Source organism: Streptomyces xanthii, assembly GCF_014621695.1.
GTDB lineage: Bacteria > Actinomycetota > Actinomycetes > Streptomycetales > Streptomycetaceae > Streptomyces > Streptomyces xanthii.
In genome coordinates, this window is the sequence record NZ_CP061281.1 from 5,202,013 (window position 1) to 5,226,921 (window position 24,909).

21 protein-coding genes and 2 tRNA genes are annotated in these 24,909 nt (G+C 69.7%); 13 read left to right on the forward strand and 10 right to left on the reverse strand.

What is annotated here, in order from left to right; genetic code table 11:
- The first annotated feature begins 96 nt into the window (after positions 1-96).
- A complete protein-coding gene (locus IAG42_RS23480; protein ID WP_188338931.1) occupies positions 97-753 on the forward strand; it encodes a mycothiol-dependent nitroreductase Rv2466c family protein in 657 nt (218 codons plus the stop codon).
- On the opposite strand, the gene IAG42_RS23485 is transcribed toward IAG42_RS23480, so the two are convergent.
- The 4 genes from IAG42_RS23485 to IAG42_RS23500 form a co-directional block, all read right to left on the reverse strand.
- Positions 754-972 carry a hypothetical protein gene (locus IAG42_RS23485; protein ID WP_188338932.1) on the reverse strand — a complete coding sequence of 73 codons (219 nt, stop codon included), beginning with the start codon at positions 970-972 and terminating at the stop codon, positions 754-756.
- A 144-nt stretch (positions 973-1,116) separates the two neighbouring features.
- Complete coding sequence (locus tag IAG42_RS23490) at positions 1,117-1,767, reverse strand: superoxide dismutase (RefSeq protein WP_188338933.1); 651 nt, start codon at positions 1,765-1,767, stop codon at positions 1,117-1,119.
- A gap of 147 nt (positions 1,768-1,914) precedes the next feature.
- A complete protein-coding gene (locus IAG42_RS23495) occupies positions 1,915-3,366 on the reverse strand; it encodes an amino acid permease (RefSeq protein WP_188338934.1) in 1,452 nt (483 codons plus the stop codon).
- A gap of 156 nt (positions 3,367-3,522) precedes the next feature.
- Entirely contained in the window at positions 3,523-4,926 is a 1,404-nt protein-coding gene (locus IAG42_RS23500) for an amino acid permease (protein ID WP_188341569.1), read from the reverse strand.
- A 282-nt stretch (positions 4,927-5,208) separates the two neighbouring features.
- Here IAG42_RS23500 and IAG42_RS23505 point away from each other — a divergent pair, with 282 nt between their 5' ends.
- Positions 5,209-5,790 carry a biotin transporter BioY gene (locus IAG42_RS23505; protein ID WP_188338935.1) on the forward strand — a complete coding sequence of 194 codons (582 nt, stop codon included), beginning with the start codon at positions 5,209-5,211 and terminating at the stop codon, positions 5,788-5,790.
- A 42-nt stretch (positions 5,791-5,832) separates the two neighbouring features.
- Here IAG42_RS23505 and IAG42_RS23510 read toward each other — a convergent pair whose 3' ends face one another.
- Both IAG42_RS23510 and IAG42_RS23515 read right to left on the reverse strand, forming a co-directional pair.
- A complete protein-coding gene (locus IAG42_RS23510) occupies positions 5,833-7,158 on the reverse strand; it encodes an FAD-binding oxidoreductase (RefSeq protein WP_188338936.1) in 1,326 nt (441 codons plus the stop codon).
- A 46-nt stretch (positions 7,159-7,204) separates the two neighbouring features.
- The gene (locus IAG42_RS23515) at positions 7,205-8,674 is read right to left on the reverse strand and encodes an amino acid permease (protein WP_188338937.1); all 1,470 of its coding nucleotides are present in this window, start codon (positions 8,672-8,674) and stop codon (positions 7,205-7,207) included.
- Between the two features lie 173 nt (positions 8,675-8,847).
- Here IAG42_RS23515 and IAG42_RS23520 point away from each other — a divergent pair, with 173 nt between their 5' ends.
- From IAG42_RS23520 to IAG42_RS23530, 3 genes are all read left to right on the forward strand, one after another.
- The gene (locus IAG42_RS23520; RefSeq protein ID WP_188338938.1) at positions 8,848-9,336 is read left to right on the forward strand and encodes a ribose-5-phosphate isomerase; all 489 of its coding nucleotides are present in this window, start codon (positions 8,848-8,850) and stop codon (positions 9,334-9,336) included.
- Positions 9,337-9,445: 109 nt separating this feature from the next.
- Complete coding sequence (locus tag IAG42_RS23525) at positions 9,446-10,267, forward strand: Fpg/Nei family DNA glycosylase (protein ID WP_188338939.1); 822 nt, start codon at positions 9,446-9,448, stop codon at positions 10,265-10,267.
- Between the two features lie 112 nt (positions 10,268-10,379).
- Entirely contained in the window at positions 10,380-11,552 is a 1,173-nt protein-coding gene (locus tag IAG42_RS23530) for a PP2C family protein-serine/threonine phosphatase (protein ID WP_188338940.1), read from the forward strand.
- Positions 11,553-11,822: 270 nt separating this feature from the next.
- Here the strand turns inward: IAG42_RS23530 and IAG42_RS23535 are convergent, their stop codons facing one another.
- Positions 11,823-13,001, reverse strand: coding sequence for a cation:proton antiporter (locus IAG42_RS23535; RefSeq protein WP_188338941.1), 1,179 nt, complete (start codon positions 12,999-13,001; stop codon positions 11,823-11,825).
- Between the two features lie 169 nt (positions 13,002-13,170).
- Here IAG42_RS23535 and IAG42_RS23540 point away from each other — a divergent pair, with 169 nt between their 5' ends.
- On the forward strand, positions 13,171-13,611 hold the full coding sequence (locus tag IAG42_RS23540) for an HD domain-containing protein (RefSeq protein ID WP_188338942.1): 441 nt from the start codon (positions 13,171-13,173) through the stop codon (positions 13,609-13,611).
- A 31-nt stretch (positions 13,612-13,642) separates the two neighbouring features.
- On the opposite strand, the gene IAG42_RS23545 is transcribed toward IAG42_RS23540, so the two are convergent.
- Entirely contained in the window at positions 13,643-14,800 is a 1,158-nt protein-coding gene (locus IAG42_RS23545; protein WP_188338943.1) for an acyltransferase family protein, read from the reverse strand.
- A gap of 677 nt (positions 14,801-15,477) precedes the next feature.
- On the opposite strand from IAG42_RS23545, the gene IAG42_RS23550 reads away from it, so the two are divergent.
- Complete coding sequence (locus tag IAG42_RS23550; protein ID WP_188338944.1) at positions 15,478-15,672, forward strand: hypothetical protein; 195 nt, start codon at positions 15,478-15,480, stop codon at positions 15,670-15,672.
- 77 nt (positions 15,673-15,749) lie between these two features.
- On the opposite strand, the gene IAG42_RS23555 is transcribed toward IAG42_RS23550, so the two are convergent.
- Positions 15,750-15,820 (reverse strand) — tRNA-Gly (locus IAG42_RS23555).
- Between the two features lie 176 nt (positions 15,821-15,996).
- Between IAG42_RS23555 and IAG42_RS23560 the strand changes: the two genes are divergently transcribed.
- The 5 genes from IAG42_RS23560 (at position 15,997) to clpX (ending at position 20,911) form a co-directional block, all read left to right on the forward strand.
- Positions 15,997-16,073, forward strand: a tRNA-Pro gene (locus IAG42_RS23560).
- 187 nt (positions 16,074-16,260) lie between these two features.
- Positions 16,261-17,637, forward strand: a complete 1,377-nt coding sequence (gene tig / locus IAG42_RS23565) for a trigger factor (RefSeq protein ID WP_188338945.1) — start codon at positions 16,261-16,263, stop codon at positions 17,635-17,637.
- 501 nt (positions 17,638-18,138) lie between these two features.
- Positions 18,139-18,744, forward strand: coding sequence for an ATP-dependent Clp protease proteolytic subunit (locus IAG42_RS23570; RefSeq protein WP_188341570.1), 606 nt, complete (start codon positions 18,139-18,141; stop codon positions 18,742-18,744).
- Positions 18,745-18,809: 65 nt separating this feature from the next.
- Entirely contained in the window at positions 18,810-19,469 is a 660-nt protein-coding gene (locus tag IAG42_RS23575; protein WP_188338946.1) for an ATP-dependent Clp protease proteolytic subunit, read from the forward strand.
- 155 nt (positions 19,470-19,624) lie between these two features.
- A complete protein-coding gene (gene clpX, locus IAG42_RS23580; RefSeq protein ID WP_188338947.1) occupies positions 19,625-20,911 on the forward strand; it encodes an ATP-dependent Clp protease ATP-binding subunit ClpX in 1,287 nt (428 codons plus the stop codon).
- A 91-nt stretch (positions 20,912-21,002) separates the two neighbouring features.
- On the opposite strand, the gene IAG42_RS23585 is transcribed toward clpX, so the two are convergent.
- Positions 21,003-21,941: a hypothetical protein gene (locus IAG42_RS23585; RefSeq protein WP_188338948.1), complete on the reverse strand. Its 939-nt coding sequence runs from the start codon at positions 21,939-21,941 to the stop codon at positions 21,003-21,005.
- A 340-nt stretch (positions 21,942-22,281) separates the two neighbouring features.
- Between IAG42_RS23585 and IAG42_RS23590 the strand changes: the two genes are divergently transcribed.
- Positions 22,282-24,903: a valine--tRNA ligase gene (locus IAG42_RS23590; RefSeq protein ID WP_188338949.1), complete on the forward strand. Its 2,622-nt coding sequence runs from the start codon at positions 22,282-22,284 to the stop codon at positions 24,901-24,903.
- Positions 24,904-24,909 lie beyond the last annotated feature (6 nt).

Below are 24,909 nucleotides of genomic sequence, written 5' to 3' on the forward strand. Positions count from 1 at the left end.
TCGCACGCGTCCCCTTCCCCGGACATCCGGGAATGGGACCGCCCCGCGAGCGCGTTGTACCCGGGCGTACCCCTTCAGCGACTGCCTAGGAGTGTCATGCCCGCCACGGCCGAGAAGCCCGTCGAGAAGACCCCCGTCGACTTCTGGTTCGATCCGCTGTGTCCCTGGGCCTGGATGACCTCCCGCTGGGTGCTCGAGGTCGAGAAGTTCCGGGACATCAAGGTCCGCTGGAACGTGATGAGCCTCGCGGTGCTCAACGAGGACAAGCTCGACGAGCTGCCCGAGGAGTACCGGGACATGCTCGAGACCAAGGCCTGGGGCCCGGTCCGCGTCGTCATCGCCGCCCAGCAGGAGCACGGTTCCGAGGTGCTCGGCGACCTCTACACCGCGCTCGGCACCCGGATCCACAACGGGGGCGAGGGCCCGACCAAGGAGGCCGTCGCCGCCGCGCTCGACGAGGTCGGCCTGCCCGCCTCCCTCATGGAGCACTGGGACGACACGAAGTACGAGCCCGAGCTGCGCGCCTCCCACAAGGAGGGCATCGACAAGGTGGGCCAGGAGGTCGGCACACCGGTCATCGCGGTCCCCGGCGCGGACGGCGAGCAGATCGCGTTCTTCGGCCCGGTCGTCACGCCGGCACCCAAGGGCGAGGCCGCGGCGAAGCTCTGGGACGGCACGCTGCTCGTGGCGTCGGTGCCGGGCTTCTACGAGATCAAGCGGACGCGCACGGCGGGGCCGGTCTTCGAGAACTAGTCAGTCGTCGAAGTCCTCGGGGAGCTGAACGTTCCGGCTCTCGACGCCGTGGTTCCGTAGCGTCCGGCAGCCGGTCTTCTTGCAGCGCCACCAGTCGTAGGTGTACGTCTCGCCCGCGGTCTTCCGGAGCCAGGCGTCCTCCTCGGGCGTCAGATGCCGGTGCTGCTCGTAGGACTTGCACGTCGGGCAGTGCCGCTCCCGCTCCACCTCGTTGGTCATCGGCCCAAGATGCCCCGGAACTCCGAAAACCGACAGACCCCCGTGAGTCACGTCCTCACGGGGGTCCGTCTTTTCAGCCGCCCGCCGCAGTGAAGGTTGAGAAGACGATCACGAGGCGGGACGTATGTGACGCGGCCATCCCCGTCAGGGGACGAGCAGCAGGTTGTAGGCGCGCTCCTTGGCGGCCGCGTACCGCTTGGCCACGTCCTGCCAGTTGACGACGGCCCACATGGCGTCGATGAAGTCGACCTTCTGGTTCTTGTACTGCAGGTAGAAGGCGTGCTCCCAGGCGTCGAACACGAGGATCGGGGTCGAGCCCTGCCCCACGTTGCCCTGGTGGTCGTAGACCTGCTCGACGATGAGCCGCCCGCTGACCGGCTCGTAGGCGAGGACGCCCCAGCCGGAGCCCTGCGTCGTCGCGGCGGCCTTGGTCAACTGTGCCTTGAAACCGGCGAAGGAGCCGAAGGACTCGGTGATCGCGTCGGCGAGGTCGCCCACGCCGTCGGCGGCCAGCGGCTCACCGCCGCCCCCGTCCTTCGGGCTGTTCATGTTGTGCCAGTAGATGCTGTGCAGGATGTGGCCGGAGAGGTGGAAGGCCAGGTTCTTCTCCAGGCCGTTGAGCGCGCCCCACTGCTCCTTGTCGCGGGCCTCCGCCAGCTGCTCCAGGGTGTCGTTGGCCCCCTTCACGTACGCGGCGTGGTGCTTGTCGTGGTGCAGCTCGATGATCTGCGGATTGATGACCGGTTCGAGCGCCGCGTAGTCGTAGGGAAGCTCAGGAAGCGTGTAGATGGCCATGTACGTGTGCCCTCCGGCTGCTCATTGCACGGCTTATTGCAAGTCATTCGCAAGTGCAGGCTAGCAGCAAGAGTGTCGCGCGCAACGCGAAGGACCCCCGGGCCAGTTGGCCCGGGGGTCCTTCGGGAAACGGTGTGAGGCGGGGAGCTAGGCGCTCACGGCCTTCTTCTCTGCGATCTTCTGCCGGGCGAAGCCGACGACCGCGAGGATCAGGGTCAGGCCGCCGGTGTAGTAGAGCTGCACCCGGGTGCCGGGCTCGCGGGCCATCAGGACGAAGACCGCGACCATGCCGAGCAGCGCCAGGACGGTCAGGTACGGGTAGGCCCACATCTTCACGACGAGCTTCTCCGGCGCCTCGCGCTCCAGCTTGCGGCGCAGGATCAGCTGCGAGATGGCGATGAAGAACCAGACGACGAGGATGATCGCGCCGATGGTGTTGAGCAGCCAGGCGAAGATGTCGTCCGGGCGCCAGTAGCTGAGCAGCACGCACACGAAGCCGAACGCGGCCGACAGCATCACCGCGACCCGCGGCACCCCGCCGGAGATCCGGCCGACGATCTTCGGGCCCATGCCGCGGGCGACCAGCGAGCCGGCCATGCGGGAGGCGCCGTAGATGTTGGCGTTCATCGCGGACAGCAGGGCGATCAGGACGACGACGTTCATGATCTGGCCGGCCGCCGGGATGCCCAGGTGGTCGAGGGTTGCGACGTACGGGCCCTTGGTCGGGATCTCCTTCGCCGTCCAGGGCAGCAGCACCACGACGACGGCCATCGAGCCGACGTAGAAGAGCGCGATGCGCCACATCGCCGTACGGACCGCCTTGGCGACGCCCTGCACCGGGTGCTCGGACTCGGCGGCGGCGATGGTGACGGTCTCCAGACCGCCGTACGCGAAGACGGACGCGAGCAGACCGACGATCAGACCCTCCGAGCCGTTCGGCATGAAGCCGCCGTGGCCGGTGAGGTTGGACATGCCGGGGGCGTCGACGTCGGGCAGGACGCCGAGGATGGCCAGGACGCCGATGCCCAGGAAGAGGACGATCGCGCCGACCTTGAGCGTCGCGAACCAGAACTCGAACTCGCCGAAGTTCTTCACCGCGGCCAGGTTCGAGCCGGTGAACAGCAGCATGAACAGCGCGACCCAGGCCCACTCGGGCACACCCGGCACCCACGCGTGCACGATGCCCGCCGCGCCGATCCCCTCGAGCCCCACCGCCACGCACAGCAGGAACCAGAACGACCAGCCCGCCGTGAACCCGGCCCACGGGCCGATGCCCCGCTCCGCGTGCACGGAGAAGGAACCGGAGGCCGGATACGCCGCCGCCATCTCGCCGAGCATGCGCATCACCAGCATCACGAGGGCGCCGGAGATCGCGTAGGCGAGAATGATCGAGGGACCGGCCGCGGCGATCGCGGTGCCGGAGCCGACGAAGAGGCCGGCGCCGATCACGCCGCCGAGCGCGATCATCGACAGATGGCGCTGCTTGAGGCCGTGCGAGAGCGACGGCTCGGCGGCCGCCGACTGCTCGACGGGCTGCGCGACCGCATCCTCTACGGTTGCCGCATCCTCTGCGGCTGACTGCGCGGACGTCCGAGACATGGATGTGCCCTGTTCACTAGCTGAGACGGGTCATGAGTAAACGGTGCGTAAACGGCCCACAGTCTGTGGGCGCGGCCCGCTCACAGGGAATACGTTTCCGCTATACGGACACGACGCTCACACCCCGCGACGTCCTCGTAGACGCTGCGTGAAGGATCAGGCACGCCGTGCGCGCAACTCCCGCACACCCGCCACGACCAGCACCGCAGCCGTCGCCCCCGTCGACCACAGCAGCTGCGGACGCGCCCCGTCGTCGGTCAGCATCAGGCCCACCACCGCGGCCATCGCGGCGAGCGCCGCCCAGGTCAGCCACGGGAACGCCCACATCCTCAGGACGAGCTTCTCCGGCGCCTGCGCCTCGATGCGCCGGCGCAGCCGCAGTTGCGACACCGCGATGAGCGCCCACACGAACAGCAGCACCGCGCCGACCGAGTTGAGCATGTAGAGGAACACCGAGTCCGGCCACTTCAGGTTCAGCACCACGGACACGAAACCGAAGGCCACCGACGCGAGGACCGCCCGGCGCGGCACCCCGCCGCCGCTCACCTTCAGCAGCGAGCGCGGCGCCTCCCCGCGCTCGGCCAGCGAGAACACCATCCGGGACGCGCCGTACAGGTTGGCGTTGAGCGCCGACAGCAGCGCCACGAACACCACGATGTTCATGATCTGCCCCGCCGACGGGATCCCGATGGCGTCGAGGACGGTGACGTAGGGGCTGACGCCGGCCTTCTGCGCGGTCCACGGCAGCACCGTCACGATGACCAGCATCGAGCCGACGTAGAAGAAGAGGATGCGGAACACCGCGCTGCGCACGGCCCGCGCCACCGAGCGGACCGGGTCGTCCGACTCGGCCGCCGCGATCGTGACGACCTCCAGGCCGCCGAACGCGAAGACGACGGCGAGCACGCCCGAGACGACGCCCTGCCAGCCGTGCGGCAGGAAGCCCCCGTCGCCGGTGAGGTGCGTGAGGCCCACGGGGTCCGTGTCCGGGAGCAGGCCGAAGATCGCCAGCAGGCCCAGCACCAGGAACGCGACGATCGCGAAGACCTTCAGGGAGGCGAACCAGAACTCGAACTCGCCGAAGTTCTTCACCGCCGTCAGGTTCGCCACGGTGAACACCACCATGAACAGCAGCACCCACGTCCACTGCGGCACCGACGGCACCCAGCCGTTCGCGATCTGCGCCGCGCCCGTCGCCTCCACCGCGAGCACCACGACGAGCAGGAACCAGTACAGCCAGCCCACGCTGAACCCGGCCCACCGGCCGAGCGCCCGCTCCGCGTGCACCGAGAACGAGCCGGAGGCCGGCATCGCCGCCGACATCTCGCCCAGCATCCGCATCACGCACATCGCGAGCGCGCCCGCGATCAGATACGAGACGACGATGCCCGGGCCCGCGACCTCGATCCCGGCACCGGACCCCACGAACAGGCCCGCGCCGATCACCCCGCCGAGCCCCAGCATCGTCAGATGCCGCTGCTTGAGCCCACCGCCCAGCGGCTCGTCGGGCAGCGGCCCTTCGGAGGGGAGCGGGGCGTCGTCGTGCCGGGGGTCGTGCATCAGGTGCGTCAGCCGATCTGGGTCGAACAAGGGGGCGCAGGAATTGGCGGGAACCTACAGTCTCGCCGCCGAGCACCCCGCACCGCAAAACGCGCCCGTCCGATGGCTGACCTCAGTGACGAGCGTCACGCCGCGCGGGGTGTACGCGACGGCGTTTGTACGGAGCCCACCAACGGGCCGTTCAAGCCTTTGTCGAGGCGCGACCGTGATCGCCACGAGCCCCCTGGGATAGCGTCACGAAGAACCAAAGCCTTGCCCAGCACTCAGAAACGCGGAGACCCGATGAGTACCGCCACCGCCGCCGTCGCCCGTCCGGGCAAGGTCCTGGCCGACCTGCTGCCCGCCTCCCGCACCAAGGACATCGCGCTGGTCCTCGGCGGCGCCGCCCTCACCGGCATCGCCGCGCAGATCGCGATCCCCGTGCCGGGCTCGCCCGTCCCGGTCACCGGGCAGACCTTCGCCGCGCTGCTCGTCGGCACCGCGCTCGGCGCCCGCCGCGGCTTCCTCGCGCTCGCCGTGTACGCGCTCGCGGGCATGGCCGGCATGCCGTGGTTCGCCGAGGGCACCGCCGGTTTCGCGATGCCGTCCTTCGGCTACGTCCTCGGCCTGATGCTCGCCTCCGCGGCCGTCGGCGCCCTGGCCCGCCGCGGCGACGACCGCTCGGTGTGGCGCACCGCCCGCGCCTTCCTCGTCGGCGAGGCGATCGTCTACGCCGTCGGCGTCCCCTACCTGGCGCTGTCCACCGGCATGAGCCTGACCGCCGCGATCGCCGCGGGCCTCACCCCGTTCCTGATCGGCGACGCGATCAAGGCGGCCCTGGCGATGGGCGCGCTGCCCACCGCCTGGAAGTTCGTCGGCAAGTAACCGTCGGCGAGCAGCCGTCGGCACGTGACCGAGCGGCGCCCGCTAGACGTTGTAGTTCCTCCGGAAGAGGTTCGCCGGGTCGTACGCGGCCTTCAGATCGGCGAGCCTCTTCCGCGTTCCCGCGTCGTACAGGCCCTCGGGCCGGTCCGCGCCGCCGAACGCGAAGTTGAGGGAACGGCCCATGACCTGGCCGGAGACCGCGCCGAACGCCCGCGCGTGATGCGCCCGGGCCGCGTCCCGCCCGCCCTCGCCGAGCGGTGACAGGATCCGCACCAGCCAGGCCGCGTCCCGGTACGGCACCGCGTTCGGCGCGGGCCGCGCCAGCGCGCCGCCCAGGTGGTTGAGCTGCACGACGTGCATGCCGTCGGCGCCGGGCCCGCACGCGGTGAACAGCTCGGTGACCCCGCCGAGATCGAGCGCGTCCAGGAACACGCTGTCCCCGTAATAGGGGTGCGGGAAGTCCGGGTCGCTGTGAATGGTGTGGCTGTCCCCGTACGGCATCTCGCGCACGGTGTCGGAGAGCGCAGGGCCGAGCGCGGCCCGCAGGGGCGCCACGAGCCGCTCGCCCTCCTCCGCGCCGCCCGTGAAGGCGATCCGTACGGAGACGAGGTACGTCCCGCGCAGGTGGGGCGGCATCGACGGCAGGTCCGGGTAGACGAGCGCGGCGAGCGACGAGGTCAGGGTGTCGGGGACGGTCGCGGCCCAGCGCGTGTACTCCCGCACGATGCCGGCGGGGCCGGTGACCCGGCCGTCGTAGCCGAGGGAGCCCCCGTAGAGCCGGGTGACCGGGACCAGGCCCACCTCGATCGCGGTGACGACGCCGAGGTTCGCGCCGCCGCCGAGCAGGCCGTGGAAGAGCCCGGGGTCGCTGTCGGCGGTGACGTGGCGCAGGACGGCGTCGGCCGTCACCACGTCCACCGAGCGCACGTGGTCGGCGGTGTAGCCGAACTCCCGCGCCAGGATGCCCAGTCCACCGCCCAGCGTGTAGCCGACGGCGCCGACGCTCGGCGCCGAGCCGTTCAGCGGGGCGAGTCCGTGCGGGGCCGCGGCCTCGGCGACCGCGCCCCAGCGGGCGCCCGCGCCGATCCGGGCCGTACGCGCCACCGGGTCCACCGTGACGGTGTCCATCCGGCGCGTGCTGACGAGGACGCCGCCCTCGGCCGAGTCCGGCAGCCCGTGTCCGGTGGCCTGCACCCCGACGGGCAGTCCGGCGGCCGCCGCGTGCGCGACGGCGGCCACCACGTCGTCCGGCCCCGACGCGGTGAACACCACGTCGGGGCGGAGGGCGAAGCCGGTCTGGAACCCGGTGGTCTCGTCGTCGTAACCGGCGTCACCGGGCCGGAGAACAAGGGTCTCTGCAGTGGTCATACGGGCACTGTGCCCGCATAACCTGACAGGTTCCGTCAGCTTTCGGTCAGCGTTCCACCGAGTCGGCGACCCGGTCCTCGACCGGCGCGGCCGCGGGCTGGGCGGCGCCCTTCTTCAGCCGCTCCCGCACCAGCGAGAAGCCGACCACGAACACCGCGACGAGGAGCGACAGCAGCACCTGCTCGCGGCCTGCGTCGTCGGTGAGCATGTAGACGAGGACGAAGGAGATCGCCGCGATCGTCGCCCAGGTCAGGTAGGGGAAGAGCCACATCTTCACGACGAGCTTCTCCGGCTGCTCGCGCAGGATGATGCCGCGCATCTTCAGCTGGGTGAAGCAGATGACCAGCCACACGAACAGGGCGACCGCGCCGGAGGAGTTGAGCAGGAAGTTGAAGACGGTGTCCGGCCACTGGTAGTTGAACCAGACGGCGAGGAAGCCGAAGACGACGGAGCCGAGGATCGCGGCCCGCGGCACACCCCGCGAGGTGGTCTTCGCGAACGCCTTGGGCGCGTCACCGCGCTGGCCGAGCGAGAACGCCATGCGGGAGGCCGTGTACAGGCCCGAGTTGAGGCAGGACAGGACGGCGGTCAGCACGATGACGTCCATGACCTGACCGGCGTGGGGGATGCCGATCGAGTTGAGCGCGGCGACGTACGAGCCCTCGTCCACGATGGACTTGTCGTTCCAGGGCAGCAGCGTCAGGACGATGAAGATCGAGCCCAGGTAGAAGATGCCGATGCGCCAGATCACGGAGTTCGTGGCCTTGGTGACGGCCTTCTGCGGGTCCTCGGACTCACCGGCGGCGAGCGTGACGATCTCGGAGCCCATGAACGAGAAGACGACCATCAGCACACCGGTGAGGATCGCCCCCGGCCCCTTGGGGAAGAAGCCCCCGGCGTCGGTGAGGTGCGCCAGGCCGCTGCCCGGGTTGTCGGAGCCCGGCAGCAGGCCGAACACGGCGAGCAGGCCGACGACCACGAACGCGCCGATGGCGACGACCTTGATCCCGGCGAACCAGAACTCGAACTCGCCGTAGGAGCCGACCGCGGCCAGGTTCACCGCGGTGAGCACGAGCATGACGAGCAGGGCCCAGCCCCACTGCGGGACGGCCGGTATCCAGCCGTTGAGGATCTTCGCCCCGGCGGTCGCCTCCACGGCGAGCACCACGACCCAGAAGAACCAGTACAGCCAGCCGATGGAGAAGCCGGCCCAGCGCCCGAGCGCCTGGTCGGCGTAGGCGGAGAAGGAGCCGGAGGTGGGGCGGGCGGCGGCCATCTCGCCCAGCATCCGCATCACGAAGACGACCATCGCGCCGACCAGCGCGTACGAGATGAGGATGGCCGGTCCCGCGGCGGCGATGCCGGAGCCGGAGCCGACGAAGAGGCCGGCGCCGATGACGCCGCCGATGGCGATCATCGACAGGTGCCGGTTCTTCAGGCCGGCCTTGAGGCCGTCGCCGCTGTCCGGCGATCCGCTCTCGAGGGTGTCCGTGGTGGGGGCTGACTGCGTTGTCATGCACGGGTCCTTAGATCTGGTGCAAACGAGCGTTCACATTCAAAGCACGACAAGGCCCCCAGCGGAACCCCTGAGTCCGGATCGTTGCCAAGCCCGTACCGGCGGCTCCCTCCCGCGCGCGCCACCGCACCCGGAGGCGGCCCCCCGGCCCCCGGCGTGCCACACTCGGACGCATGCGCGTGTACCTCGGCTCGGATCATGCCGGCTACGAACTCAAGAACCACCTGGTCGAATGGCTCAAGGCCCACGGCCACGAGCCCGTCGACTGCGGGCCCCACATCTACGACGCCCTCGACGACTACCCGCCCTTCTGCCTCCGCGCCGCGGAGAAGACGGCCGCGGACCCGGACGCCCTGGGCATCGTGATCGGCGGCTCCGGCAACGGCGAGCAGATCGCCGCGAACAAGGTGAAGGGCGTCCGTGCGGCCCTCGCCTGGAGCGAGCAGACCGCGGCCCTCGGCCGCGAGCACAACGACGCCAACGTCATCTCGATCGGCGGCCGCATGCACACCCAGGAAGAGGCGACGAAGTTCGTCGAGATCTTCCTGAGCACGCCGTACTCCGGCGAGGAGCGGCACCAGCGCCGCATCGACATGCTCTCGGCCTACGAGACCACCGGCGAGCTCCCCCCGATCCCGGACCACCACCCCGAGCAGGCCTGACCCCCGTCGACCCCGCTCCAGGAGACCGCGCCCGTGGGGCGCTCCGGGAGCGGGGTCCGGTGCGGATGCCGAGAACGACAACCCCACGGACCCGAGGAGACCGACGGCGATGCCCGAGGGCCACACGATCCACCGCCTGGCCCAGGACCACGCCGCACGCTTCCGGGGCACGAGAACCCAGGTCACCAGCCCCCAGGGCAAGTTCTCCGACGCCGCCGCACTCCTGACCGGCCAGGAACTGACCCGCACCGAGGCCCACGGCAAGCACCTCTTCCTCGGCTTCGGCCCCGAGGACTCCTGGGTCCACATCCACCTCGGCCTCTTCGGCAAGTACACCCTCGGCGAGACCCCCGCCCCGCCCCCCACCGACACGGTCCGCCTGCGCCTCGTCAACGACACGCACTACTCGGACCTGCGCGGCCCCACCACCTGCGCCCTCGTCACGGACGCCGAGAAGCAGGCGATACACGACCGCCTCGGCCCCGACCCGCTGCGCCCCGCCGACGGCCCCGCCAAGGCGTACGCCCGGATCTCCCGCAGCCGCACCACGATCGCCGCGCTCCTCATGGACCAGAAGATCGTCGCCGGCGTCGGCAACGTCTACCGGGCCGAGGTCCTCTTCCGTCACGGCATCGACCCGTACGTCCTCGGCCGCGACATCGGTGAGGCCCGCTTCGCACAGCTCTGGGACGACCTCGTCGCCCTCATGCGAGAGGGCGTCCGCCACAACCGCATCGACACGGTCCGCCCCGAGCACACCCCCGAGGCGATGAACCGCCCGCCCCGCGTCGACGACCACGGCGGCGAGGTCTACGTCTACCGGCGGGCGAACCAGCCCTGCCACCTCTGCGCCACCGAGATCCGCACCGCCGAACTCGCGGCCCGCAACCTCTTCTGGTGCCCCACCTGCCAGCCCGCCGGCGCCCGCTGAACGTCCCCTTCTGATCCCGGCCCGACCCGCAACCGGGTACGGTGCCCGGAAAGGGGGACAAGTGGGACCACCCGTGCGCAGGTCCAGGCCGCACGGATAGGGTCCACGAGCAATGGCGGTACGACGAGAACGGCACGGGCGCGAACAGCGCGCGGAGGCCGACACGCTTCCGGCCCGGTTGAAGATGCGCATGCACCGGGTCCGCACCGCCCTGCGCAAATCCGGCGTCGACTACTTCCGCGGGGACGGCTCCGACTGGATCGCCCTCGTCGGCCTCCTGTTCACCGTGCCGGTCATCGCCTGCCTCACCATCCTCGACCCCGTCTGGTGCTCGCCCGCCGTCCTCGTCCTGCCGATCGTCGCCGGCGGACTGCTGCTGCGCCCGGCCAGCCTGCTCGGCCTGTACGCGGCGGCGGCCGTCGCCCTCATCGTCGAGTCCGTGCAGCTCGGCCCCTACGCCGAGCGCACCGCCGCGGTCACCCCCGGCACCGTCCTCACCGTCGCCGCCTGCGGCTTCTTCGGGCTGCTCATCGCCCAGTTCCGCAGCCGCGTCGGCGTGCCCTGGCGGCGCGGCGGCACCATGCTCTTCGACCTGCGCGAGCGGATCCGCACCCAGAGCCGGCTGCCCAAGCTGCCGCAGGGCTGGCACCGCGAGATGGCGCTGCGCCCGGCCGGCGGCCAGTCCTTCTCCGGCGACTTCGTGGTCGCCGCCCGCACCAACAACGGGCGCACGCTGGAGGTCGTCCTCACCGACGTCTCCGGCAAGGGCATGGACGCGGCGTCCCGGGCCCTCCTGCTCGCCGGAGCGTTCAGCGGCCTGCTCGGCTCGCTCCCGCCGCACGCCTTCCTGCCGGCGGCCAACGGCTACCTGCTGCGCCAGGACTGGGACGAGGGCTTCGCGACCTCCATCCACCTCGTCCTCGACCTCGAATCAGGCGACTACGAGCTCTACTCGGCCGGCCACCCGCCGGGCCTCCAGCTCAACGCGGGCACGGGCCGCTGGGAGGAGAAGGCCGCGGAGGGGCCGCTGCTCGGGGTCTACGACGGCGCCGAGTTCGACGCGATCAAGGGGACCCTGCGCCCCGGCGACGTGCTGATGCTCTTCACCGACGGACTCGTGGAGACCGCCGACCGGGACATCTCCGAGGGCATCGACCGTCTCACCGGCGAGGCCGACCGCTACGTCACCGGCGGCTTCCACGGCGCGGCCTGGCACCTCATCGAGGCGGTGGCCAAGGACGTCAACGACGACCGGGCGCTGCTCCTGATCTGCCGCGACGCGTAACGCTCCGCTGGGTCTGATCCGGCCCCGCCCCGTCCTGCCGTGCCGCGGCCGTCCACGCGACCTTCCCCGGGTGGGGCGTCTCGCGCAGTTCCCCGCGCCCCTGGAAGGCAGCGGCTTCGCCGCGCCTTCCCCCGACACCAGGCTCCCCGCGCCTTGATCGGGGAAATGCGACCCGAAGGGTCTGCATTTCAGGGGCGCGGGGAACTGCGCGAGAAGCCCCACCGGCCCGCAACCGCCGACGAACCAGCGGACCCACGGCGACCTGGCGACCTACACCCCGGCGCCGACCCGCCCCTCATCCCGCACAGAAGGGGACCGCACCGGCATGACCCGCCCCAGCCAAGCGGACCGCCCCGCCGCCATGGGCCCGAGCACGGCGAGCACCAGCACATATCCGGCGATGAAGGGCGAGAGCCGCGCGTCGAGCCCCGCCCCCGCCGCCATCGTCGCGAGAATCAGCGCGAACTCCCCCCGGGCGAGCAGCGTCGTGGAGACGTTCGCCGCGGCCTGAGGCCCGAACCCGTACACCCGGGCCGCCCCCATCCCCGCCAGCACGTTCATCACCAGCGTCAGAGCGACAGCGATCAGCACGGGCCACAGCACACTCGGCAGGTCCCCGGGATCGATCGACAGCCCGAACGCGAAGAAGAAGATCGCGCCGAACGCGTCCCGCAGCGGATGCACCAGCGTCCGGATCCGGTCCCCGGACGCGGTCGAGCCCAGCATCAGGCCGACCATGAACGCCCCGATCGCGTCGGCGACCCCGAACCACTCGGACACCCCGGCCACGAACACGGCCGCGCCGAGGAAGGAGATGACCAGGAGCTCGTCGTCCTTGACGGCGAAGAGCCGCCCCACGACCCGCGTCCCGAACCGCGCCGCGAGCGCGAGCAGCAGCAGGAACCCGAAGGCCTTCCCGCCGTCGAGCACGGCGGCGGACAGTGAGTCGGCGCCCGACAGGATCGGCTGGAGCGCCGCGAGGTACAGCGCGAGGAAGATGTCCTCGACCACGATGATGCCGAGGATCGGCTTGGTCTCCGGGTTGCCGAGGCGCCCGGTGTCGACGAGCACCTTGGTGACGATGGCGGACGAGGAGATGCCGAGCACCCCGGCGAGGACCAGGGCCTCGGAGGTCCCCCAGCCGAGGGCGAATCCGAAACCGAGGCCGGCGCCGACGTTCAGCGCGAGGTACGTCCCGCCCGCGAGGGCCATCTTGCGGCCGCCCTCGCGCAGGTCGTCCACGTGGAACTCGAGGCCGAGGTAGAAGAGCAGCAGGACCAGGCCGAGCGCGGAGAGCATCTCCAGGTCGTGCGGGTCCGAGAGCAGGACGACGCCCGGCGTGTGCGGGCCGAGCAGGATCCCGGCCAGGATGAACAGCGGGATGGTGGGGAGTCCGATGCGTCCGCCGAGGCGGGCGAGGACGGCGGCGGCGAGAAAGGCGCCGCCCATGGCGATCAAGGTGTCTGCGTGTCCGATGGGCCCGTTCCTCCTTGGTCGAGAAGGTGATCCCGAACTTTGGTCAAGGGATCGTCAAGAAAGCGTCAATACTTAGCTTACCAAACGACTTTTCGGGGTCGTGGGGCCGTGCGCGGGACGGCTGTCGGCCTAGGCTCGCTCCATGCGGACGCTGACCCTGGCAGAGATCGAGACCCTGGCCCGGCAGGCCCACGCGGCCCAGACGGACAAGGCCGGCCGCCCCTACGCGGAGCACCTCGCGGCCGTGGCCGGGGGAGTCGAGCGGCGCGGCGGCACCCCGGACCAGATCGCCGCCGCCTGGCTCCACGACGCCGTCGAGGACGACGCCCTGAGCTCCGACTGGCTGGACTCCGCCCCGCTTACGGACACCACAAAAGAAATCGTCCGCGCGCTCACCAAGCGCGCGGACGAATCTCCGCAGACCTATGCCCGTCGCATCCTCGACACCCCGGGCGCCCGCCTCGTCAAGGAGGCGGACCTGGCGCACAACGCCGACCCGGCCCGCCTCGCCGTGCTGGACGAGCCGACCCGCACCCGGCTGACCGCCAAGTACGCGAACATGCGCGCCCTTCTCGGGCTCTGAACGCAGGCGGCCGGAACGCAGCGGCCGCGGCTCAGCGGCGCGAGCGGGCCAGCTCCGCCGCGTCCTTCTTGAACGCCCACTCCATCTTCGGCTCCATCGCGAACCGGAAGGCCCGCTGCACGGGCGGCGTGCACAGCAGCGTGACGACCGTCCCCGCGATCACCGTGACGGCGACCTCCCCGAGCGGCTTGTGGATCCACTCCGCGTCGAACCAGCCCCAGAACCGGGAGCCCTTCGCCAGGAAGCCGTGCAGCAGGTAGCCGTACAGCGTGCCCGCGCCCAGCACGGTGAACCACATCTTCCGCCCCGGCACCCACGCGAAGAAGCACGCGGTCAGGACCATCGAGCAGCCGAACAGGGCGAGCGTCATCACGACCCCGGCCCACCACGGCGCCCCCAGCTCCTGCGCGCTGTCGCGGTGGTAGAACCAGGCGGACGTCATGCGCGGCCCGGCCCAGTACGCGAGCGTGATCGCGGCCAGGAAGACCGGCACCGCGATGATCCGCACCTCGCGTCGCCGCACCAGCTGGAAGTGCTCCGGCTTGAGGAACAGGCCGAGCACGAAGAAGGGCAGGAACTGCAGCACGCGCTGGAGGTCCAGGTCGTCGCCGATGTCGGGCGAGATCGAGGCCAGCATCGCGATGCCCAGCGCGACCGGGACCGGCCAGCGGATGACCTTCCACAGCGGTGTCGTGAGCCGCCACACGAACAGCGCGACCAGGAACCAGGTCAGGTACCAGGGGTCGAGCAGGCTGATCGGCTGCGACGGATCGTCGTCCGCGTACCGCTTGAAGAAGGTGTAGGCGATCTCGAAGATCACGTACGGCACGGCGACGCCGGTGATCAGTCGCCGCAGCCGGTCGGGCCGCATGTCGAAACTGCGCGAGAAGTAGCCGGACACGATGATGAACGCCGGCATGTGGAACGTGTAGACGACCATGTAGAGCGCCTCGGCGGCGCGGCTGCCGTCGGTCAGGGGCTCCCAGGAGTGGCCCATCGCGACGAACACGATCGCCAGGTACTTCGCGTTGTCGAAGAACGCGTCCCGCTGTTTGGGGGCGGGGGCCGCCGGGGAGGCGGGTGCGGGGCGCGGATCGTGCGGGGCTCGGGGGGAGGGCGTCGCGTCCACGGTCGGTGCGGCCGGAGGCAGCGGCTGACTGCGGTGCGACCCGTGCGCAGTGCGGAACATCTGAGGCACCCTAGTGGCGCCTGTGCGATTTCGTAAAACTCTCGACGTCATTCCCGCTTTTCCCTCGGGCGCGCTCGGGATTCACGGAACTCAGGATGGGTGTGTCAGCCATGGATCCGTCATGGACTTATTGCCGACCTGTCCGGTATCCCGCTTTTCATCCCACTTAAACGGTGCATAACAGTCGTTACCGCCCTGGCGAGTTGTCGCATTCATCACAGTCGTCCCCGCGGGATCATCGCGGGGATAACGGGCGGTGATCGCGCGACTGTTCCCGGCCGTCGAATTCTGAGGATTCTCTTTATTTTCCCTGCGGCCACGCCTCGCGTGTGGGTGTGATCACGCCGAGGGGAAAGTGAGGAAATGGCGCGCGAGACCTGGGCGGACCTGCGGCGGGCGTGCGAGGGGCATGTGTGCACCGCATGTGCCCCATGGAAACGATCAAGCCGATTTCACCGGCGCCCGCACCCCCGCGCCCGGCGCGCCGACCACCCCGCCCACGTGCGCTGCTCGTGCGCCCCGGGGGTGTCCGCGCCCCGCGCCCTCACGCGCGCGTGGCCGACGATGCGTCACCGGCCGCATACGGAGCCCGCGTTGGTGGCACGATGGTTCTGGCGGGGGGTGTGGGGCTGTACCCCCCGGGCCGGGAGAGCGGACCGACCTAGGGTGTGATCAGTGTGGCCATTTCGCTGTCAGTGGTGCTGTTGTTGGCGATCGTCCTCGTCGTGCTGATGCGCGGTGGTTCGATCAAGGCGGGGCCCGCCATAGTGGCGGTCCTCTTCGGCTTCTTCCTGGCCTCGACCGGAATGGCGCCCGCGATCAACAACTTCCTCAACTCCGTCGCGTCGAGCATCGCCGCGATCAAATTCTGAGCGGCCGGACGCCGGGAGCGAAAAAGCCCCCGGCCCGGTCCACCTGGGGTGGATCCGGGCCGGAGGCCTTGGAAGAGAGCGGGCGACGGGAATCGAACCCGCGTAGCTAGTTTGGAAGACTAGGGCTCTACCATTGAGCTACGCCCGCACGCAGGACACCAGATCGCGGTGACCGCGGTACGCAGGCATCGTAGCGGGTCCCCGGGCCGGACCGCACACCCGTATCCGACCCGCGCCGGCCGTCCCGTCCACACCCTGCGTCCCACCCCCTGCAAAGGGGGGAGTAGCACTGCCTGCGGGCATGTACCCTACGTGTCGCACCGACGGGGTGTGGCGCAGCTTGGTAGCGCGTCCGCTTTGGGAGCGGAAGGCCGTGGGTTCAAATCCCGCCACCCCGACCAGCGTTCCGGACGGCCGCCCACCGGCGGCCCCGACGCTCGTCGTCGACTCCGCGGGGCTCCCCAAGATCGCGTTGTGGGTCGACTCCTGCTTGCCGTTACTATGCAAGCTGCGTGCCCGTGTGTCTCTCAGACCGTGTCTCTTAGACCGGGCAGGAACCCAGAAGTCAGCCCCCAAGGAGACCGAACCGTGAAGAGCGCCGTGGAGACCCTGAACCCGACCCGGGTTCGGCTCAGCATCGAGGTGCCCTTCGAGGAGCTCAAGGACAGCCTCGACGCGGCGTACAAGAAGATCAACCAGCAGGTCACGGTGAAGGGCTTCCGCAAGGGCAAGATCCCGGCCCGCGTCATCGACCAGCGCTTCGGCCGCGGTGCGGTCCTGGAAGAGGCCGTCAACGACGCGCTTCCGAAGTTCTACACCGAAGCGGTCAACGAGGCGGAGCTCAACGTCCTGGGCCAGCCCGAGGTCGACATCACGGAGCTGAAGGACGGCGAGACGCTGAACTTCACCGCCGAGGTCGACGTCCGCCCGACCATCGAGATCCCGGACTACTCCGGCATCGAGGTCGAGGTCGACGCGGTCGAGGTCACCGACGAGGACGTCGACAAGTCGGTCGAGCAGCTCCGTGAGCGCTTCGCCTCCACCTCGCCGGTCGAGCGTGCCGCCGAGGACGGCGACGTCGTGACGATCGACCTCGAGGCCAAGGTCGAGGGCGAGGTCCTCGAGGACGGGGTCGCCTCCGGCGTCTCCTACACCATCGGCTCGGGCGAGCTGCTGGACGGCATCGACGACGCCGTGAAGGGCCTGGAGGCCGGTGGCGAGGCCACCTTCACCTCCGAGCTCAAGGGTGGCTCCGCCGAGGGCAAGGAGGCCGAGGTCACCGTCAAGGTCACCCAGGTCGCCGCCCGTGAGCTCCCGGCCCTGGACGACGACTTCGCCCAGCTCGCCTCGGAGTTCGACACCCTCGACGAGCTGAAGGCCGACAGCCGCAAGCGCCTCGAGAACATGAAGCAGTACGACCAGGCCACCCAGGCCCAGGAGCGCGTCCTCGAGAAGCTGCTCGAGCTGGTCGAGGTCCCGGTCCCCGAGAAGCTGCTCGAGGACGAGGTCCAGACCCGCAAGCACAACCTCGAGCACCACCAGCTCGGCCAGATGGGCCTCGACCTCGAGAAGTACCTCGAGATCCAGGGCAAGTCGGTCGAGGAGTTCGACGCCGAGACGCGCGAGCAGGCCGTCAAGGGCATCAAGACGCAGTTCGTCCTCGACGAGCTCGTCAACAAGGAGAAGCTGAACGTCAACCAGGAGGAGCTCACCGAGCACCTCATGCGTCGCGCCGCTTCCTCCGGCATGTCCCCCGACCAGTTCGCCCAGGCCGTCGTCGAGGGCGGCCAGGTCCCGATGCTGGTCGGCGAGGTCGCCCGCGGCAAGGCCCTCGCGGTCGTCGTCGAGGCCGCCACGGTCAAGGACACCAACGGTGAGGTCGTCGACCTCGAGGACGACGAGGACGAGATCGCCGAGTCCGTCGTCGCCGACGCCGAGGGCTCCGAGGAGTCCACGGAGGCCTGATCTCCGTAGCACCACCACAGCAGGCCCCCGGGACCCCGTCCCGGGGGCCTGCTGCACCCCAGCGCCCCGAGACGGCACCCACGCAGCGACTCCGTCGCGGGGCGAGACCGGCAGCCCTTCGGGGTCGGCCGGTAACTCTCTGGGGGCGCGACCGGTGGTCCTCTGGGGGCGCACGGAGTGTGCCCTTCAGGGGCGCGGGGAACTGCGCGACCAGCCACGTACGAGCCGCACCCGCCACGCGACCGCCGACGGCAGACGCGACCGCGCCCCCGGTAGGGGCCCGATCGCAACCCCGGCCGAGTCATACCCCCCGCACCCCAGCGGAGCGCATGCGCTCACAGCGAACAGTTCCATTCCCGGGATTCCCCGGAGGGGCCCGCGCGTTAGGGTCCATGAATACGAGGGCAGGGGAGTCCCCGAGCGAGGGCCCCGGCCTCAGTTAGAGACGCGAGACGGCGCGCTAGCCGTCAGAGACGAGCAGGTGGATACGTGACGATTCAGATGCCTTCCGCCGCCGGCGAGCCGTCCATCGGTGGTGGCCTCGGCGACCATGTCTACAACCGGCTGCTCGGCGAGCGAATCGTCTTCCTCGGCCAGCAGGTCGACGACGACATCGCCAACAAGATCACCGCGCAGATGCTCCTCCTGGCCGCGGACCCGGAGAAGGACATCTACCTCTACATCAACAGCCCCGGCGGCTCGGTGACGGCCGGCATGGCGATCTACGACACCATGCAGTACATCCCGAACGACGTGGTCACGATCGGTATGGGCATGGCGGCCTCCATGGGCCAGTTCCTGCTCACCGGCGGCACGGCGGGCAAGCGCTTCGCGCTCCCGAACACCGACATCCTGATGCACCAGGGCTCCGCCGGCATCGGCGGCACGGCCTCCGACGTCAAGATCCAGGCCGAGTACCTGCTGCGCACGAAGCAGCGCATGGCGCGGATCACGGCCCAGCACTCCGGCCAGACCGTCGAGACGATCATCCGTGACGGCGACCGCGACCGCTGGTACACCGCCGAGGAGGCCAAGGAGTACGGCCTCATCGACGAGATCATCACTGCCGCTACGGGTGTTCCGGGCGGCGGCGGCACGGGCGCCTGATCCCCGCGATCAGCACCGGCCGACCCAGCCCACTGCTTCCTTCACCAGGACGGAACACCGCCATCATGAACAACATCCCCGGCAGCGGCCTCTACACGGGCCCGCAGGTCGACAACCGCTACGTGATCCCGCGCTTCGTCGAGCGCACCTCGCAGGGCGTGCGCGAGTACGACCCGTACGCGAAGCTCTTCGAGGAGCGCGTGATCTTCCTCGGCGTGCAGATCGACGACGCGTCGGCCAACGACGTCATGGCGCAGCTGCTGTGCCTGGAGTCGATGGACCCGGACCGCGACATCTCCATCTACATCAACAGCCCCGGTGGCTCGTTCACGGCCCTCACGGCCATCTACGACACGATGCAGTTCGTGAAGCCGGACATCCAGACGGTCTGCATGGGCCAGGCGTCCTCCGCGGCCGCCGTGCTCCTCGCCGCCGGCACCCCGGGCAAGCGCATGGCCCTGCCGAACGCGCGCGTGCTGATCCACCAGCCCTCCGGCGGCACCGGCCGTGAGCAGCTCTCCGACCTGGAGATCGCGGCCAACGAGATCCTCCGGATGCGTACGCAGCTGGAGGAGATGCTGGCCAAGCACTCGACGACGCCGATCGAGAAGATCCGCGACGACATCGAGCGCGACAAGATCCTCACGGCCGAGGACGCCCTCGCGTACGGCCTGATCGACCAGATCATCTCGACGCGCAAGATGAACAACGAAGCGATCGCGTAACAGCACGCTGTATCGTCTGCCGTTCCCCGGCACGGTTCACGTCGAAGTGAACCGTGCCAAGGGGGGCCCGAACGGGGGGCCCGGCAAGGTACCGTCGGATACAGGCACCAGGAGCCGCTGAACGTGGCGTCTCCCAGGCGAAGGGGAAGCACCTCGTGGCACGCATCGGTGACGGCGGCGATCTGCTCAAGTGCTCGTTCTGCGGAAAGAGCCAGAAGCAGGTCAAGAAGCTCATCGCAGGCCCCGGTGTGTACATCTGCGACGAGTGCATCGACCTCTGCAACGAGATCATCGAGGAAGAGCTCGCGGAGACGAGCGAGGTGCGCTGGGAGGAACTGCCCAAGCCTCGCGAGATCTACGAGTTCCTCGAGAGCTACGTCGTGGGCCAGGAAGCCGCCAAGAAGGCGCTCTCCGTGGCCGTGTACAACCATTACAAGCGCGTCCAGGCCGGCGAGAACGGCGGAGCGCAGGGCCGTGACGACGCGATCGAACTCGCGAAGTCCAACATCCTGCTCCTCGGCCCCACCGGCTCGGGCAAGACACTCCTCGCCCAGACGCTGGCGCGCATGCTGAACGTCCCGTTCGCGATCGCCGACGCCACCGCCCTCACGGAGGCGGGCTACGTCGGCGAGGACGTCGAGAACATCCTGCTGAAGCTGATCCAGGCCGCGGACTACGACGTCAAGAAGGCCGAGACCGGGATCATCTACATCGACGAGATCGACAAGGTCGCGCGGAAGAGCGAGAACCCTTCCATCACCCGTGACGTGTCGGGCGAGGGTGTCCAGCAGGCCCTCCTGAAGATCCTCGAAGGCACGACGGCGTCCGTGCCCCCGCAGGGCGGCCGCAAGCACCCGCACCAGGAGTTCATCCAGATCGACACGACGAACGTCCTGTTCATCGTGGGCGGCGCGTTCGCCGGTCTGGAGAAGATCATCGAGTCGCGGGCCGGCGCCAAGGGCATCGGCTTCGGCGCGACGATCCACTCCAAGCGCGAGCTGGAGGAGAAGGACCAGTTCCAGGAGGTCATGCCGGAGGACCTGGTGAAGTTCGGGATGATCCCCGAGTTCATCGGCCGCCTCCCGGTCATCACCTCGGTCCACAACCTGGACCGCGAGGCCCTGCTCCAGATCCTCGTCGAGCCGCGCAACGCGCTGGTGAAGCAGTACCAGCGCCTCTTCGAACTCGACGGAGTGGAGCTGGACTTCGAGCGCGAGGCCCTCGAGGCCATCGCCGACCAGGCCATCCTGCGCCGCACCGGCGCCCGAGGCCTGCGCGCCATCATGGAAGAGGTCCTCCAGTCGGTGATGTACGAGGTCCCGTCCCGCAAGGACGTGGCCCGAGTCGTCATCACGGCGGAAGCGGTCCACTCGAACGTGAACCCGACCCTGATCCCGCGCGACGCCCGCGGCACGGGCAACGGCGAGCAGAAGTCGGCGTAGCCGCACGGCGGTTGGCGCGAGCTGACAAGGAGAGGGGCCCCGGTCGGTTGTCCGACCGGGGCCCCTCTCGTCACGTTTCCGTCGGCGTGCGTCAGGCCTTGACGCGGACCTCGGTGCGGAGCTTGACCGTGATGTCGGAGGCGGCCTTCAGGTCGGGGGACTTGCCCGCGAGCATGTCGGCGATCTCGATCGGGACGACCATCGCGACGGTGCTGTGGTCACCCCAGATGCAGACCGGCATGTTGAACGCCTTCGGGCCCTTGGTGGCCGTGGAGGGGTTCTTGCTCTCGATCTTGACCTCCTGGCACTTCAGCACGAAGTCGTCCGTGCTGTAGTCGGTGGGGTCACCGATGAGCGTGCCCTTGGTGTCGCCGCTCTCGTCCTTGGCGGCGTTGTCCGCGGCCTTGGCGAACATACCGTCGACGAGCTTCGACGGGTCGTCGATCTCGCCGTAGGCGCCCTGGAACTGCAGCGCCTTGCCGCCCAGCGGGTTGGACGTGTCCTTGACCTCGTAGGAGGCGTTGACGGGCGTGCCGTTCTTCAGGCCGTCCTTCTCCGCGTCCTTCATGTCCTGGTCGTCGAAGCCGCCGCTGGAGGACTCGCTCGCGTTCTTCTTGTACTCGCCGAGCACCGTGGCCGGCGTCGTCAGCTTGTGGGCGCCGTCATCGGCGACCGAGGCGCCACCGCCGCCGAAGACGAAGTACGCGCCGACGCCGAGCGCGGCCACGACCGCCACGGCGCCGATGATGAGGCCGGTCTTCTTGCCGCCGCCACCGGCCGGCGGGGCCGGCGGGTACTGGCCGCCGTACGGGGCCTGGGGCTGCTGGCCGTAGGGGCCGGGCTGCTGCGGCTGGCTGTAGCCGCCCTGCTGCGGCGGGACACCCTGGGGAGCCTGCTGGGGGTAGCCGTAGCCGGGCTGCGGCGCCTGGGGCTGCTGGCCGTACGGTCCCGGCTGCTGCGGCTGCTGGCCGTAGGGCCCGGGCTGCTGGGGCTGCTGGCCTCCGTACGGGCCCGGCTGGTTGTAGCTCATTACTGGGGTTCCCTCCCGCTGTTTATCTGCTCCCGACATCCTGACGTACGCACGTGCGGATCGGGCCCTCGGTTTCGGGTTCGGAGCCAAGCTGATACGAACGGGTGGCGCCCGGGGCGGCCGCGTGCTGCGGTGACCTGTTCGAATGTTCTGCCGCCAACACCCATGCGGGCCGCGGTGCTTGGAGCGGCTGCGTACGGCGACTTTCGAACAGCTGGGTGGGGTGAGGCGCGCGCCGCGGAGGCCGCCCGGCGACGATGTGAAGGAACTGTGGCGCTTGCCGCGCGCCCCGGGGAAAACCCGGGACACAGGCACTCCGGAACCCCTCTAAACTGACCCCGTGACCGAGAACACTCAGCAGCAGACAGCGCCCACCTCCGAACTGCCGACCCAGTACGCGCCGGCCGAGGTAGAGGGGCCGCTGTACGAGCGCTGGGTAGAGCGTGGGTACTTCGAGGCGGACGCGAAGAGCGAGAAGCCGGCGTACACCATCGTCATCCCGCCGCCGAACGTCACGGGCTCGCTCCACCTGGGCCACGCCTTCGAGCACACGCTGATCGACGCCCTCACCCGCCGCAAGCGCATGCAGGGCTACGAGACGCTGTGGCAGCCGGGCATGGACCACGCCGGTATCGCCACGCAGAACGTCGTGGAGCGCGAGCTCGCCAAGGAGGGCAAGTCCCGCCACGACCTGGGCCGCGCGGCGTTCGTCGAGCGCGTGTGGGAGTGGAAGGCCGAGTCCGGCGGTCAGATCGCCGGCCAGATGCGCCGTCTCGGCGAGGGCCTGGCGTGGAGCCGCGACCGCTTCACCATGGACGAGGGCCTGTCCCGCGCCGTCCAGACCGTCTTCAAGAAGATGTTCGACGACGGCCTGATCTACCGCGCCGAGCGCATCATCAACTGGTGCCCGCGCTGTCTGACAGCCATCTCCGACATCGAGGTCGACTACCAGGACGACGACGGCGAGCTCGTCTCCATGAAGTACGGCGAGGGTGACGACACCATCGTCGTCGCCACGACCCGCGCGGAGACGATGCTCGGCGACACCGCCGTCGCCGTCCACCCCGACGACGAGCGCTACGCCCACCTCATCGGCAAGCAGATCAAGCTGCCGCTCACCGACCGGTCCATCCCGGTCGTCGCCGACACGCACGTCGACCCGGAGTTCGGCACCGGCGCCGTCAAGGTGACCCCGGCGCACGACCCGAACGACTTCGCGATCGGCCAGCGTCACGACCTCGAGGCCATCGAGGTCCTCGACGAGCGCGGCGTGATCACCGCCCACGGCCCCTTCCAGGGCCTGGACCGCTTCGAGGCCCGCTCCGCGATCGTCGCCGCCCTGCGCGCCGAGGGCCGGATCGTCGCCGAGAAGCGCCCCTACGTCCACTCCGTCGGCCACTGCTCGCGCTGCAAGACGACGCTGGAGCCGCGTCTGTCCCTGCAGTGGTGGGTCAAGGTCGAGACCCTCGCCAAGGCCGCGGGCGACGCGGTCCGCGACGGCCGGGTGAACATCCACCCGGCGGACATGTCGCAGCGCTACTTCGACTGGGTCGACAACCTGAACGACTGGTGCATCTCGCGCCAGCTGTGGTGGGGCCACCGCATCCCCGTCTGGCACGGCCCCGACGGCGAACTGGTCTGCGTCGGCCCCGACGAGGAGCCGCCCACGGGCGAGGGCTGGAAGCAGGACACCGACGTCCTCGACACGTGGTTCTCCTCCGGCCTGTGGCCGTTCTCCACGCTCGGCTGGCCCGAGCAGACCCCGGACCTGGAGAAGTTCTACCCGAACTCGGTCCTGGTCACGGGCTACGACCTGATGTTCTTCTGGGTCGCCCGCATGATGATGTTCGGTCTCTACGCGATGGACGGCCAGCCGCCGTTCCGCACGATCGCGTTCCACGGCATGGTCCGTGACGAGAACGGCAAGAAGATGTCGAAGTCGTTCGGCAACGTCGTGAACCCGCTGGACTGGATGGACAAGTACGGCTCCGACGCCCTGCGCTTCACCCTGGCCAGGGGCGCCAACCCTGGCATCGACGTCCCGATCGGCGAGGACTGGGTCCAGGCCTCCCGCAACTTCGCCAACAAGATCTGGAACGCGACCCGCTTCGCGCTCATGAACGGCGCGACGGTCGAGGGCCCGCTGCCCGAGCCCGAGCAGATGTCGGCGACCGACCGCTGGATCCTGTCGCGGCTCAACAAGACGGTGGCCGAGGTCGACGGCCTCTACGACGACTACCAGTTCGCCAAGCTCAGCGACGCGCTCTACCACTACGCGTGGGACGAGGTCTTCGACTGGTACGTCGAGCTGTCGAAGACGACGTTCATGGCGGGCGGCGAGCAGGCCAAGGTGTCCGGCCGGGTCCTCGGTGAGGTCCTCGACGTGACGCTGCGCCTGCTGCACCCGATCGTCCCGTTCGTCACGGAGACCCTGTGGACGACGCTGACGGGCGGCGAGACGGTCGTCCTGGCCGACTGGCCGAAGGACTCCGGCTTCCGTGACGAGGCGGCGGAGAAGGAGATCGAGACGATCCAGCAGGTCGTCGTCGAGGTCCGCCGCTTCAAGGCCGAGCAGGGCCTCAAGGCCGGCCAGAAGGTCCCGGCCCGCCTCGCCCTGGAGGGCAGCGCCCTCGCCGCGCACGAGGCCGCCATCCGCCAGCTGCTGAAGCTGCAGCCGGAGGGCGACGCGTTCGCCGCCAGCGCCACGCTGCCGGTGGCCGGGGTCGAGGTCGCCCTCGACCTGTCGGGCGCGATCGACGTGGCCGCCGAGCGCAAGCGCCTCGCCAAGGACCTCGCCGCCGCCGAGAAGGACAAGGCCGCGGCCGAGGGCAAGCTGGGCAACGAGGCGTTCCTCGCCAAGGCTCCGGACAACGTCGTGGACAAGATCAAGGGCCGCCTGGCCAAGGCGGACGAGGACATCGCCCGCATCCAGGCCCAGCTGGACCGCCTCCCGCAGGCGTGACCTGAC